Source organism: Streptomyces erythrochromogenes, from assembly GCF_040684695.1.
Classification (GTDB): Bacteria; Actinomycetota; Actinomycetes; order Streptomycetales; family Streptomycetaceae; genus Streptomyces; species Streptomyces erythrochromogenes_C.
On record NZ_JBFBGM010000045.1, the window covers coordinates 24,970 to 38,180 of the forward strand.

At 73.7% G+C, this 13,211-nt stretch carries 12 protein-coding genes; 5 read left to right on the top strand and 7 right to left on the bottom strand.

The window, feature by feature from the left end; genetic code table 11:
- Positions 1–2 precede the first annotated feature (2 nt).
- Positions 3–404, top strand: a complete 402-nt coding sequence (locus AB0O53_RS37045; RefSeq protein ID WP_350997033.1) for a DUF742 domain-containing protein — start codon at positions 3–5, stop codon at positions 402–404.
- Positions 385–1,011 (top strand): GTP-binding protein, encoded by a 627-nt coding sequence (locus AB0O53_RS37050; protein ID WP_030016310.1) that lies wholly within the window; start codon positions 385–387, stop codon positions 1,009–1,011. Before AB0O53_RS37045 ends, AB0O53_RS37050 begins: the two co-directional genes overlap by 20 nt.
- Before the next feature lie 220 nt (positions 1,012–1,231).
- On the opposite strand, the gene AB0O53_RS37055 is transcribed toward AB0O53_RS37050, so the two are convergent.
- The 4 genes from AB0O53_RS37055 to AB0O53_RS37070 all read right to left on the bottom strand — a co-directional run bounded on the left by AB0O53_RS37055 (position 1,232) and on the right by AB0O53_RS37070 (position 3,980).
- Positions 1,232–2,422 carry a lipid-transfer protein gene (locus AB0O53_RS37055; RefSeq protein ID WP_350996987.1) on the bottom strand — a complete coding sequence of 397 codons (1,191 nt, stop codon included), beginning with the start codon at positions 2,420–2,422 and terminating at the stop codon, positions 1,232–1,234.
- Complete coding sequence (locus AB0O53_RS37060) at positions 2,419–2,877, bottom strand: Zn-ribbon domain-containing OB-fold protein (protein WP_350996989.1); 459 nt, start codon at positions 2,875–2,877, stop codon at positions 2,419–2,421. Before AB0O53_RS37060 ends, AB0O53_RS37055 begins: the two co-directional genes overlap by 4 nt.
- A gap of 70 nt (positions 2,878–2,947) precedes the next feature.
- Complete coding sequence (locus tag AB0O53_RS37065; RefSeq protein WP_350996992.1) at positions 2,948–3,286, bottom strand: Mpo1-like protein; 339 nt, start codon at positions 3,284–3,286, stop codon at positions 2,948–2,950.
- Positions 3,287–3,299: 13 nt separating this feature from the next.
- Positions 3,300–3,980, bottom strand: a complete 681-nt coding sequence (locus AB0O53_RS37070; protein WP_365201514.1) for a M15 family metallopeptidase — start codon at positions 3,978–3,980, stop codon at positions 3,300–3,302.
- 29 nt (positions 3,981–4,009) lie between these two features.
- Between AB0O53_RS37070 and AB0O53_RS37075 the strand changes: the two genes are divergently transcribed.
- Complete coding sequence (locus AB0O53_RS37075) at positions 4,010–4,519, top strand: NUDIX domain-containing protein (RefSeq protein ID WP_365201517.1); 510 nt, start codon at positions 4,010–4,012, stop codon at positions 4,517–4,519.
- 97 nt (positions 4,520–4,616) lie between these two features.
- Here AB0O53_RS37075 and AB0O53_RS37080 read toward each other — a convergent pair whose 3' ends face one another.
- Positions 4,617–7,211 carry a glycoside hydrolase family 31 protein gene (locus AB0O53_RS37080; protein WP_365201520.1) on the bottom strand — a complete coding sequence of 865 codons (2,595 nt, stop codon included), beginning with the start codon at positions 7,209–7,211 and terminating at the stop codon, positions 4,617–4,619.
- A gap of 221 nt (positions 7,212–7,432) precedes the next feature.
- Here AB0O53_RS37080 and AB0O53_RS37085 point away from each other — a divergent pair, with 221 nt between their 5' ends.
- Both AB0O53_RS37085 and AB0O53_RS37090 read left to right on the top strand, forming a co-directional pair.
- Complete coding sequence (locus tag AB0O53_RS37085) at positions 7,433–9,409, top strand: acetoacetate--CoA ligase (RefSeq protein ID WP_350997003.1); 1,977 nt, start codon at positions 7,433–7,435, stop codon at positions 9,407–9,409.
- A gap of 70 nt (positions 9,410–9,479) precedes the next feature.
- Positions 9,480–10,484 (top strand): DUF8829 domain-containing protein, encoded by a 1,005-nt coding sequence (locus AB0O53_RS37090; RefSeq protein WP_365201524.1) that lies wholly within the window; start codon positions 9,480–9,482, stop codon positions 10,482–10,484.
- 60 nt (positions 10,485–10,544) lie between these two features.
- On the opposite strand, the gene ptsP is transcribed toward AB0O53_RS37090, so the two are convergent.
- The gene (ptsP, locus tag AB0O53_RS37095) at positions 10,545–12,215 is read right to left on the bottom strand and encodes a phosphoenolpyruvate--protein phosphotransferase (protein ID WP_350997008.1); all 1,671 of its coding nucleotides are present in this window, start codon (positions 12,213–12,215) and stop codon (positions 10,545–10,547) included.
- 74 nt (positions 12,216–12,289) lie between these two features.
- Complete coding sequence (locus AB0O53_RS37100) at positions 12,290–12,739, bottom strand: PTS sugar transporter subunit IIA (RefSeq protein WP_365201527.1); 450 nt, start codon at positions 12,737–12,739, stop codon at positions 12,290–12,292.
- Positions 12,740–13,211: the final 472 nt, after the last annotated feature.

Consider the following 13,211-nt stretch of genomic DNA (forward strand, 5'->3'; position numbering starts at 1 on the left):
GCATGCCCTTCGACCCGTCCGCCCCAGACCACGCGCACTGGTTCGACGACGACGCGGGTCCCGTCGTACGCCCCTACGCCATGACCCGCGGGCGGACCAGCCACGCGGGCCAGCACCGTCTCGACCTGATCGCCCTCGTCGTCGCCGAACCGGCGGCCGAGGATCCGGTCTGGGACATGACCCTCTCCCCGGAACACGCCCACATCCTCGGGCTGTGCCGGGAACGGCCCCAGTCGGTCGCCGAACTGGCGGCCGACCTCGACCTGGCGGTCGGGGTCGTACGCGTCCTCATCGGCGACCTGGTCGATGAGGAACTGGTCCACGTGACCAGGCCGGTACCCCCGGCAGAACTGCCCGATGAATCCATTCTGCGTGAGGTGATCGATGGCCTTCGGGCGCTTTAGCCGCACCGGTGCCATGCACGCGGTGTCGCCGGTCGAGCCGCTGACCTTGAAGATCCTGGTCGCGGGAGGCTTCGGGGTGGGCAAGACCACCCTGGTCAGCGCGGTCAGCGAGATCAGACCGCTCCGTACCGAGGAACGGCTCTCCGAGCCCGGCGTCGGCGTCGACGACACCGGGGGAGTGGAGGGCAAGAGCACCACGACCGTGGCCATGGACTTCGGACGCATCACGCTCCGCGAGGACCTGGTGCTGTACCTGTTCGGCACGCCCGGACAGGACCGCTTCTGGTTCCTGTGGGACGAGCTGGCCCAGGGCTCCCTGGGCGCCGTGGTCCTCGCGGACACCCGCCGCCTGGCCGACTGCTTCGCGGCCATCGACTACTTCGAGCGGCGGGCGATCCCGTTCGTCGTCGCGGTCAACTGCTTCGACGGGGCGGACCGCCACCCCGTGGTGACCGTACGGACGGCACTGGACCTCGACCCCGGGGTGCCGGTGCTGCTGTGCGACGCACGGGACCGGGAGTCCGTGAAGGACGTGCTGGTCGGGGTCGTGGAACACGCGATGTCCCTGGCCCGCGAGCGGCGCCGGAGCCTGTCCGCGGGGGCCTGAACCGGGGCCGCTCGGGCGGCCCCGCCGGGGCCCGCCACCGGCGCGACGACATGGGCGCGACCCGTACCCCCGCCGACTGGGGTACGGGCCGCAGCTCTCACGGGGGGTTCGCGGTCCCGGTCGCGGCGCGGGACTGTGGAGCGAGTGTGAACCTGCCGCCGGGGGCCGTCAAGCGTTCCGACGACACCAATTGCCGACGCGGTCCGCCGGCGGGCACGGCTCAGCGCACGGCGACGACGGCCGACCCGTGCCCGAACAGCCCCTGGTTGGCGGTGATCCCCGCCCGCGCGCCGGGCACCTGCCGCTCCCCGGCCGTACCGCGCAACTGCCACGTCAGCTCGCAGACCTGTGCGATGGCCTGGGCCGGCACCGCCTCGCCGAACGAGGCCAGCCCGCCACTGGTGTTGACGGGGATCCGCCCGCCCAGGGCCGTCGCCCCCTCCCGCAGCAGCTTCGCGCCCTCGCCCTCGGCGCACAGCCCGATGTCCTCGTACCACTCCAGTTCCAGGGCGGTGGACAGGTCGTACACCTCGGCGAGCGAGAGGTCCTGCGGTCCGAGCCCCGCCTCCTCGTAGGCGGCCCGTGCGATCGAGGACCGGAAGGATCCGGCGACCGGGTCCGCGGCCGTCGTCGAGTCGGTGGCGACGTCCGGCAGGTCCAGCACCGTCCGCGGATAGGTGGGCGTCACCGTCGACACGGCCCGGATCCGCACCGGATCGGCCACCCCGCGCGAGCGCGCGAAGTCCATGCTGGTGAGCACCAGGGCCGCGCCCCCGTCGGAGGTCGCGCAGATGTCGAGCAGCCGGAGCGGATCGGCCACCACCGCCGAGGCGGCGACCTCGTCCGCGGTGACGGCCTTGCGGTAGCGGGCGTGCGGGTTGAGCCGTCCGGCCGCCGCGTTCTTCACCTTGACCTGGGCGAAGTCCTCCAGGGTGTCCCCGTGCACGGCCATCCGGCGACGGGCGTAGAGCGCGAAGTACGCCGGGTTGGTCGCGCCCAGGACGCGGAACCGCAACCAGTCCGGATCGTCCGGCCGCTCGCCGCCGGCCGGCGCGAAGAACCCCTTGGGCGCCGCGTCTGCGCCCACCACGAGCACCACGTCGGCCAGGCCCGCCAGGATCTGCGCGCGGGCCGCCCCGATGGCCTGGGCCCCCGAGGCGCAGGCCGCGTACACGCTGGTCACCCGGGCGCCCTGCCAGCCGAGGGCCCGGGCGAAGGTGGCCCCGGCCACGTAGCCCGGGTACCCGGAGCGCACCGTGTCGGCGCCGACGACCGACCCCACGTCCGTCCAGTCCAGCCCGGCGTCCGCGAGCGCCGCCCGGGCCGCGGTCCGCCCGTACTCGACGAAACTGCGGCCCCATTTGCCCCACGGGTGCATGCCGGCCCCCAGGACGGCGACGTCGGCGCTCACGCGGCCCCTCCCACCGGCTTGAACTGCCAGGTCACCCAGGTGGTCTCGGCGTCCTCGTGCAGCACGCCGCCCACCACCTCGACCTCCGTGCCCACCGCCAGGTCGGCGACCCCGGTCCCGGGCGCCGCCTGCCCCAGCACGACCATCCCCTCGGCCTCCAGCTCCACCGCGAGCAGGGTGTACGGCTCCCAGGGCTCGGCCGGGTCGGACACGTACGGCGCGGGCGGCCGGTAGCGCCCGTCGGTGTAGGACCAGACGCGGCCCCGGGGCGAGAGCGGCACCTCGGCCAGTTCCCCGCCCCCGGGACACCGCGGGTTGCGGCAGAAGGCGTCCTCGCGGGGGAAGAACACCGCGGTACAGGCCGAGCACCGGGTGCCGAGCAGCCGGAAGCCGCCCCCGCCCGGCGCGTTCTCGGTGAACCACCCGCTCACGACGGGTGTGCGTGTGCGTGCCAAGACCCCTCCCATGCCGAAGAGCTGACGCATCGTCAGAAGACAGGAGTCTGCCACGACCGCCCGGCCCGGGTCACCGGTTCTCGGCGAGCCACTTCCGGGCGGTCTCGTCCAGCTCCGCGTCCCGCCCGGCCAGCATCATCCGGATCATCTGAGCGTCCCCGCGCAGCGACCACGCCGGATGCCCGAAGGTGGCCGGGTTGTTCCCCTCGATCAGGAAGTGCGCCGGCCAGGCGGTCCCGTACCCGATCACGGGGAGGGCGGCGAGCCAGCGCCTGCGGCCGCGCGCCACCCCGTAGGCGGTCAGCGCCAGACCGGTCAGCGTGCCGGCCAGGTGCACCCAGCGGGTGGCGGCGCGGGAGTGCATGGCGACGTAGTACGGCCAGAATTCCTCGTACGAGCTGAATGTCATGCGGGCAAGGTACTCACGGCCGGACCTCGGCGACAGCGACGGGGAAGTCGAAATACGCGTCCGGGTACGCCTCCGGCCGGTAGGTGAAATGCCACCACTCCTCGGGAAGGTTCACGAACCCCTGCCCGCCCAACACCCGCTTCAGCAACTGCCGGTTTGCGCGGGCCGCGCCCGTCACCCGCGGATCGTCCGTGTGCGACAGCGGATCGAAGAAGTCGAACGCCGTCCCCATGTCGACCTCCCGGCCGGGAAGTTCCACCAGCGTCACGTCGACCGTGCTCCCGCGGCTGTGCCCGGACCTCTCCGCGATGTACCCCTCCGCGATCAGCCGGCCGCGCTCCACCCGCGGATAGAACTCCGCCTTGCGCGCCAGGTCCTCCGGACCGTCCTCCCCCCGCGCCCACCGCACGAACCGATCGACCGCCCGCTGCGGCCGGTAGCAGTCGTACACCCGCAGGGAATAACCGCGCCGCAACAGCACCCGCTGCGCCCGCCGCAGCGCCTGCGCCGCCGGCCGGGCCAGCAGGCACTCCGGCTCCTGGTACCCGTCGACCACCGCGCCGGTGAAGTTCCGCGCACCCGCGTACCGCATGTCCTGCCGGACGCTCGGATCCACTTCCCGCAACGCGGTGAACCCCGGCGGGGCCGCGGCCCCGCCCGCCAGCACCCCGACCAGCCCCACAACAGCCGTCATCCTCATATCCCTTGGCATACCATCACCGCATGCCGGAACACCTGAGGGACTCGCACTGCTCCACCTGCGGAGCGCCGTACGGCACGACCGCCTGGCCCCGCACCTGCCCGTCGTGCGGTGCCACCGCCTACCGCAACCCGCTCCCCGTGGCCGTCACCCTCCTCCCCGTCGAGGACGCCGACGGCACCGGCCTCGTGGTCATCACCCGCACGATCGAACCGGCCCTCGGCGGCATCGCCCTCCCCGGCGGCTTCATCGACTTCGGCGAGGACTGGCGCGAGGCCGTCGTCCGCGAACTGCGCGAGGAGACCGGCATCACCGCCCCCGCCTCGGACGTCACCCTGGCCGACGCCCTGAGCTCCCCGGCCGGCCACCTCCTCCTCTTCGGCCTCCTCCCGCCCCGCCCCGCGGACACCCTCCCCGCCTCGAAGCCGACGGACGAGACCACGGGCTGGCACGTCCTGCGCACCGCCGAGACCCTGGCCTTCCCCCTCCACACCCAGGCGGCGGCCTCCTGGTTCGCGGGCCACTACGCCTGACGCCCCGGCCCCGCGCCGCTGTCGGCCCGACCGGCGCAGGAGGCGCGGGATCAGGGGCCCGGTTCAGGAACCCGCCCCTGATCCGCCGGGGCAACGCCTACAGCCCCCGCACCACCACGCCCTCCACCGGCAGTCCCGCCTCGTCCTCCACCAGCACCGCGTCCCCGGCCCACCGCGAGGTGTACCGCTCGACCGTGCCCGCCCCGAAGCCCGGGCCCGGGTCCCGGACTACCACGCCGCCGCCCGTACGGCCCCGCGCCGGCGCCCAGACCTCCAGCTCCACACCGTCGCCCGCCGGGGACCGCACCGGCAGGAGCGCACCCGCCCGCGCCAGCACCGGGATCCGGCCCTGCGGGGCGTCCAGCAGGATCTGGCCCGGCCCCTCGTACGCCGCCCCGGTCGCGGTGTCGTACCACCGGCCCCGCGGCAGCCGTACCGCCCGCCGGTCCGCACCGCACTCCAGCACCGGCGCGACCAGCAGCGCGTCACCCAACAGGAACGAGTCCTCGCAGTCCCGCAGCCGCCGGTCCTCCGGAGCCCCCCACCACACCGGCCGCACGTACGGGGCGCCCGTCCGCCGAGCCATGTGGGCCAGCGTCACGAAGTACGGCCGCAGCCGCTCCCGTTCCGCCATCACCGCCCGCGCCTGCTCCTCCACCTCCGGCCCGAACTCCCACGGCTCCCGCCGCCCCGCCCAGATCGCCGCATGCGTACGGAACAACGGCAGGTACGCGCCCAGTTGCAACCACCGCACGTACAGCTCCGGCGACGGCGAACCGCCGAAACCGCCCACGTCCGGCCCCGAGTACGGCACCCCGCACAGGCCCAGCCCCAGTACCAGCGCGAGCGAGGCCCGCAACCCCTCCCAGCTGGTCTCCACGTCGCCCGACCACGTGCCCCCGTACCGCTGCATGCCCGCCCAGCCCGACCGGGAGAAGAGGAACGGCCGCTCCTGCGGGCGCAGCCGCACCAGGCCCTCCCACCCCGCACGCGCCATCCCCAGCGCGTACACGTTGTGGCCCTCGCGGTGGTCGCCGCCCGCCCCGTCCATCGCGTGACGCGCCGACCGCGGCAGCGTGGTGTCCCCGAACGCGGCGAAGGACACCGGCTCGTTCATGTCGTGCCAGAAGCCGGAGAAGCCCTGCGCGAGCCGCTCCTCGTACAGCCCGCCCCACCATTCCCGCACCGCGGGATCCGTGAAGTCCGGGTAGGCGCACTCGCCCGGCCAGACCTCCCCGCGCACCTCCCGGCCGCGCGCGTCCCGTACGAAGGCGCCCCCCGACCCCACCGTCAGCCCGGCCGCGTGCAGGGCGTCGCCGGCCTTGACCGCCGGGTCCACGATCGAGACGAGCCGTACGCCCTGCTCCCGCAACTCCCGCGCCAGCCCGGGAAGATCCGGGAAGCGGTCCTCGTCCACCGTGAACACCCGGTGTCCGTCGTAGTGGTCGATGTCCAGGTGTACGGCGGACAGCGCCAGCCCGCGCGCCGCGTACCCGGCGACCACCCGCCGCACCTCCGACGCGCTCCCGAAGCCCCACCGCGCGTGCTGGTACCCCAGCGCCCACTCCGGCGGCACCGCGGCCCCGCCCGTCAGCCCCGACCAGCCCTGGAGCACCCGCGCGGGCGTGCCCACCAGCACCCAGCAGCGCAGCGGCCCGCCCTCCATGCGCAGTTCGCTCGACCCCGGACGGTCCTGCCCGGAACCGACTCCCTCCTCGCCCTCGCGCAGCAGCACCCGGCCGTCCCACCCGTTGTCGTGGAAGACCAGGTGGGTGCCCGCGTCCGCCACGACCATCTGCACGGGCATCGTGAGGTACAGCGGATCGACGCCCGGCCCGAAGCCGCCCTTGGGGTCCGTGTTCCACAGCCGGTACGTCCCGTCGCGCAGCCGCGGGCCCGCCGCCCGCCCGCCCAGCCCGAAGAACCGCGCGTCCGCCGGGACCTCGCTCCGCACCCCCCACCGCGCAACCCCGCCGCCTCCGCCCGCGCGGCCTTCCCCGGGGATGCCCGTGCCCGAACCGCCGGCCCCGCCCGAGTACGCGGCTTCCCCCGCGGGGCGCGGCCCGGCGGCACCGGCCCCCTCCGCGGCCTCCGAGGCCTCCCCGGCCTCCGCGGCCTCCGAGGCCTCCCCGGCCTCCGAGGCCTCCCCGGCCTCCGAGGCCTCCCCGGCCTCCGAGGCCTCCCCGGCCTCCGAGGCCTCCCCGGCCTCCGCGGCCTCCCCGGCAGGGGGAGCCGGCTCCCACCACCGCGGCGGCGACTCCCGCCGCAGCACCGTCCCGCCCGGCGTGCGCACCTCCAGCGCCCCGTGCCGGGACACCGCCACCGTCACCCGCTCCGACACCACCCGCCAGCCGCCCCCGGTGTCCGGCTCCAGCACCGCCCGCAGGTCCGGTTCGGGCCCGCTCCCCACCACCGCGTACGAAGGGGTCGCCCCGGCCCCGTCCCAGGCCCAGAACACCACCCCGCCCGCCATCACCCGCACCACCAGCTCCGAGCGCGCGAACCGCAGCACGCCCCCGCCCGGCCGGGGCTCCGTACCCACCAGCAGACCTGGCACCCGCGCCCGCTCCGCGCCCCGGCGCGGGAGCCCCTCCGCGTCCGCGCGCCGCCGGCGCCAGGCCGAGAGCCAGGCACGCCGACCGCGCTCCGTACCGATGTCCTTCACCGCACGCACCAGATCACGACCGTCCATGGCGCTCACCCTGCCACCGGCCCCTGGCCGAAGGGACGGCGTTCAACTGCCGTTCACCCGCCGGCGCCGTTCCCCGCCGCTCACCCGACCGGCCAGGTCGACCCTGGTGCAGCCGTCGATCACATGGCATCGTCCCTGTGAGCCGCCGCGCGCGCACCCCCCGCGCGATGGCACCGTACGCACACGAAGCGCGAGCCGCAGACTTGACCGGGAGCCGACCCATGACCTCAGCCACCCAGCCGGAACCCCTCTGGGCGCCGGGCCCCGACCGGATCGCCGCGGCCCGGATCACCGCCTTCCAGGCCTGGGCCGCGACGCGCTTCGGAGCCCCCGCGGAGGGCGGCTACCCCGCCCTGCACCGCTGGTCCGTCGACGAGCTCGACACCTTCTGGCAGGCCGTCGCGGAATGGTTCGACGTCCGCTTCACCACCCCGTACGAGTCCGTCCTCGCCGACCGGTCCATGCCCGGCGCGCAGTGGTTCACCGGAGCCACGCTCAACTACGCCGAGCACGCGCTGCGCGCCGCCGAGGACCCGGCCCGCGCCGACGACCCCGCCCTGCTGTACGTGGACGAGACCCACGAGCCCGTCCCCGTCACCTGGGCCGAACTCCGCCGCCGGGTGGGCTCCCTCGCCGCCGAACTGCGCGCCCTCGGCGTACGCCCCGGCGACCGCGTCAGCGGCTACCTCCCCAACATCCCCGAGGCGGCCGTGGCCCTCCTCGCCACCGCCGCGGTCGGCGGCGTGTGGACCTCCTGCGCGCCCGACTTCGGCGCCCGCAGCGTCCTCGACCGCTTCCAGCAGGTCGAGCCCGTCGTCCTGTTCACCGTGGACGGATACCGCTACGGCGGCAAGGAGCACGACCGCCGCGAGGCCGTCGCCGAGCTCCGCGCCGAGCTCCCCTCCCTGCGCGCCGTCGTCCACATCCCGCTCCTCGGCACGCCCGCGCCCGACGGCGCCCTCGACTGGTCCGCGCTCACCGCCGCCGACACCGAGCCCGTCTTCGAGCCGGTCCCCTTCGACCACCCCCTCTGGGTCCTGTACTCCTCCGGTACGACCGGCCTGCCCAAGGCGATCGTCCAGTCCCAGGGCGGCATCCTCCTCGAACACCTCAAGCAGCTCGGCCTGCACTGCGACCTCGGCCCGGAGGACCGGTTCTTCTGGTACACCTCCACCGGCTGGATGATGTGGAACTTCCTCGTCTCCGGCCTGCTCACCGGCACCACGGTCGTCCTCTACGACGGCAGCCCCGGCTTCCCGGACACCGGCGCCCAGTGGCGCATCGCGGAGCGCACCCGCGCCACCCTGTACGGCACCTCCGCCGCCTACGTCATGGCCTGCCGCAAGGCCGAGGTCCACCCGTCCCGCGACTTCGACCTCTCCGCGGTGAAGTGCGTGGCGACCACCGGCTCCCCGCTCCCGCCCGACGGCTTCCGCTGGCTCCACGACGAGGTCGCCGAAGACCTCTGGATCGCCTCCGTCAGCGGCGGCACCGACGTCTGCAGCTGCTTCGCGGGCGCCGTCCCCACCCTCCCCGTGCACATCGGCGAGCTCCAGGCCGCCTGCCTCGGCACGGACCTGCAGTCCTGGGACCCGTCGGGCAAGCCGGTCGTCGGCGAGGTGGGCGAGCTCGTCGTCACCAACCCCATGCCCTCCATGCCGATCCACTTCTGGAACGACCCCGACGGCAGCCGCTACCGCGACAGCTACTTCGAGATGTTCCCCGGCGTCTGGCGCCACGGGGACTGGATCACCATCACCGACCACGGCTCGGTGATCATCCACGGCCGCTCCGACTCCACCCTCAACCGCCAGGGCGTCCGGATGGGCTCCGCCGACATCTACGAGGCCGTCGAACGGCTCCCCGAGATCAAGGAGTCCCTGGTCATCGGCCTGGAGGAGCCGAACGGCGGGTACTGGATGCCGCTCTTCGTCCACCTCGCCCCGGGCGCCACCCTGGACGACGCCCTGCGCGCCCGGATCAAGTCGACGATCCGGGAGGAACTCTCCCCGCGCCACGTCCCCGACGAGATCATCGAGGTGCCGGCCATCCCGCACACCCTTACCGGCAAGCGCATCGAGGTCCCGGTCAAGCGGCTCCTCCAGGGCACCCCGCTGGCCAAGGCCGTCAACCCGGGCTCCGTCGACGACATCGGCCTCCTCGGCTTCTACGAGGATCTGGCCCGCACCCGAGGCTGAGGGAACTGTCACTGTCAGTGGCGATGGTTACGCTGAGTGAGCAAATGATCGCACTCAGGGGGAGCCAGCCATGCCACGCAACAACGACACCGGTGCCGGTCCCGGCAACGACCCGACCCGCGGCACCGACCGGGACCGCACCACCGCCGCGGATCGCGGCACCGACCGGGACCGCACCACCGCCCGGAACCTCGACAGCCACCGGCGCCGCGCACTGCGCCGCGAGGTCCCCAGTACCGTCGGCCTCCTCGCCGACGCCGGGGACTTCGCGGCCATGTGCGGCTACCGCAGCTTCGGCTTCGACCGCCGAGCCGACTACGCCGACTACCTCCACCACGTCGACGGCCTGCTCCGCTCCCTGGCGGCCCGGGGCATCCACACCACCGTCGCGCTCTTCGACCCCGACGAGTACGCCGAGTACTGCGGGGAGAACGGCCTCGACCCGGACACCTCCGAGACCCGCACCCGCTTCACCGCGGAACTCGCCGCCGGCGGGACCGTGCTGCCCTACGCCGGCCAGCCCATCGACGAGCTCGTACCCCTCCTCGTGGACGAAGCCGTCCGCCACGCCACCTGGGAGTACGCCACCGCCGTCCTCGCCGGAGTCGGCCGCTGCGCCGACTGCGGCGAGGACATCGGCCACGCCTCCTTCGACCGCGCCGCCGACGCGCTCGAACGCCTTCTCGCCGGCGCCGGACCGGGCCACCACCACTTCGTCTGCAGCATCCCGACCGAGGACGAGCAGCTCGTCGCCGTCCTGCACGCCGACAGCAGCGGCGCCCCGGACACCCCGCCGCGCATCGAGGGCCGCGAGAGCCTCGACTTCGTGACGGTCCTCGCCGCGGGCCTCGCCCTGGGCGGGCCCGGGGGACTGGTCGTGCGCAGCACCACCGAGGGCCATCAGGACCGGGTCCACGGCTGGCGCCTGGACCGCGGCCGCCTCACGGCGCTCTCGGCCGCCGCCGTCTTCAACGCGTACTGCACCGACGCCGACACCGGAGACCTCGTCGCACCGGAACCGGGCGTCGAATACTGCCCCGGCTACGAGGTCGACGACCCCGGCCCGCACCACTGACACGCCGAGGGGCCCCCGCCACCGGCGAGGGCCCCTCGGTCCGTACGACACGCCCGCCGGCTACTCGCCGGAGAGCACCGCCTGGGCGGCCTTGCGGGCCTCCTCCGCGCTGTCCGCCGCACGGGCCGCCACCGCGGCACGCTCACACTGCGCCAGCGTGTGCTTGGCGAGCGTCGCCCGGACGTAGGGGATCGACGCGGCACCCATCGACAGGGAGGTGACACCCAGACCGGTCAGCACACAGGCCAGCAGCGGGTCGGAGGCGGCCTCGCCACAGACGCCGCAGCTCTTGCCCTCCGCCTTGGCGGCCTCGGCCGACATGGCGATCAGGTCGAGCAGCGCGGGCTGCCACGGGTCCTGGAGCCGGGAGACGGCGCCGACCTGCCGGTCGGCGGCGAAGGCGTACTGCGCCAGGTCGTTGGTCCCCAGCGAGAGGAACTCGACCTCCTGCAGGATCGAGCGCGCGCGCAGCGCGGCGGAGGGGATCTCCACCATCGCGCCGAACTTCGCCTGGAGGCCGGCCTCACGGCAGGCGTCCGCGAAGGCCTTCGCGTCGGCGCGGTCGGCCACCATCGGGGCCATCACCTCGAGGTGGACCGGCAGGCCTTCGGCCGCCTTCGCCAGCGCGGTGAGCTGCGTGCGCAGCACCTCCGGGTGGTCCAGCAGGGAGCGCAGCCCGCGCACACCCAGCGCCGGGTTCGGCTCGTCGGCCGGGGTCAGGAAGTCCAGCGGCTTGTCGGCGCCCGCATCGAGCACGCGGACGACGACGCGACCCTCGGGGAAGGCTTCGAGCACCTTGCGGTAGGAGTCGATCTGCTTCTCCTCCGACGGCGCCTTCTTGCTGTCGTCCAGGAAGAGGAACTCCGTCCGGAACAGGCCCACGCCCTCGGCCCCGGCCTCGACCGCCGCCGGCACGTCCGCGGGACCGCCGACATTGGCCAGCAGCGGCACCTTGTGGCCGTCGGAGGTCGCACCGGGACCGGACGAGGCGGCCAGAGCCGCCTTGCGCTCGGCGGCCGCGGCCTCCAGCTCGGCCCGCTTCTGCGCGGACGGGTCGACGAACAGGTCGCCCGTGCTGCCGTCCACCGCGATCATGGTGCCCTCGGCGATCTCGCCGGCACCCGGCAGCGCCACGATCGCCGGCACGCCCAGCGCGCGGGCGAGGATCGCGCTGTGACTCGTCGGCCCGCCCTCCTCGGTCACGAAGCCGAGGACCAGGGCCGGGTCGAGCAGCGCGGTGTCGGCGGGGGCAAGGTCCCGCGCGATCAGCACGTACGGCTCGTCGCTGTCCGGCACACCGGGCATCGGTACGCCGAGCAGCCGCGCCACGATCCGGTTGCGCACGTCGTCGAGGTCGGCCACCCGGCCGGCCATGTACTCGCCGGCCCCCGCGAGCAGGTCGCGGTAGGCGGCGAAGGCGTCGTACACACCGCGCTCGGCGGTGCTGCCGACGGCGATCCGCCGGTCGACGTCCGCCATCAGCTCGGGGTCCTCGGCGATCATCGCCTGGGCCTCGAGCACGTGCTGGGCCTCGCCACCGGCCAGCTGGCCACGCGCGATCAGGTCGGCCGCCACGGCACTCACGGCCTGGCGGGCGCGCCCCTGTTCGCGCGCCGCCTCGTCGGCGGTGATCTGCCTGGCCGGCGGTTCGAGGACCGCCGTGCCCATGTGCCGCACCTCGCCGATCGCCACTCCGTGGCTCACGCCGACGCCTCGCAGCGTTGTCTCCATTTCACCCGTCTCCGATTGGGCGGCGGCCCTGGCCGCCGCGATGGATGTCCGTCACGCCCGTGCGGGCGGAAGGGTCACTGCCAGCTGAAGAGAACGTCGTCAGCCTTGACGTCGCCGGACTCGACGAGGTCGGAGAGGGATTCGGCCGTCGCCTCAAGTGCCACGACGGGGCAGATCGGGGACTTGCCGAGGGCCTCGACGGCAGCGGGGTTCCAACGGATGACCGCCTGGCCGCGGGTCACGGTGTCGCCCTTGTTGACGAGCAGCTCGAAGCCCTCGCCGTTGAGCTGGACCGTGTCGATGCCGAGGTGCGTGAGTACGCCGTGCCCCTCGCCGTCGACCACCACGTACGCGTGCGGGTGCAGGGAGACCACCACGCCGTCGACGGGGGCAACCGCCTCGGAGGGCTCACGCACGGGGTCGATGGCGGTGCCCGGTCCCACCATCGCGCCGGAGAACACCGGATCCGGCACTGCCGCGAGTCCGATGGCGCGACCGGCAAGAGGGGACGTCACGCTGGTCATGAGGGGCCTCCCAGGGGTGGGGCTTTGGGTGTCGCCGTCACTGACTGTTGCGAACGGCGTACTCTTCTGAAGGATAAGTCACTAGTTGTTCGGGTTCGTCCGATGTAGGTCCCGATCCGGACTGGTCCCTTCGGCACGGAGACTAGTGGACTAGACCGGTGGACTAGACCATACGCCTGAATCGATTTGCTTGGGCACCCCCCGGCCTGTACTGTCGTGACTCCCGCCAGGACGCCCCGCGTGAACATCTCGCGAACGGCCGATGGACGGGCATCCTCCTCTTCAGCTTCCATCTCGATCTCCACCCCTTATTCGCATGCCCTTTCGGAATGCGGCGAGTGGTCGGGGAGAAGGAAATTCGCTGATAGAGTCGGAACCGCCGGAAAGGGAAACGCGAAAGCGAAAACCTGGAAAGCGCCGAGGAAGTCGGACACGAAAGAGTCTGATAGAGTCGGAAACGCAAGAACACAGC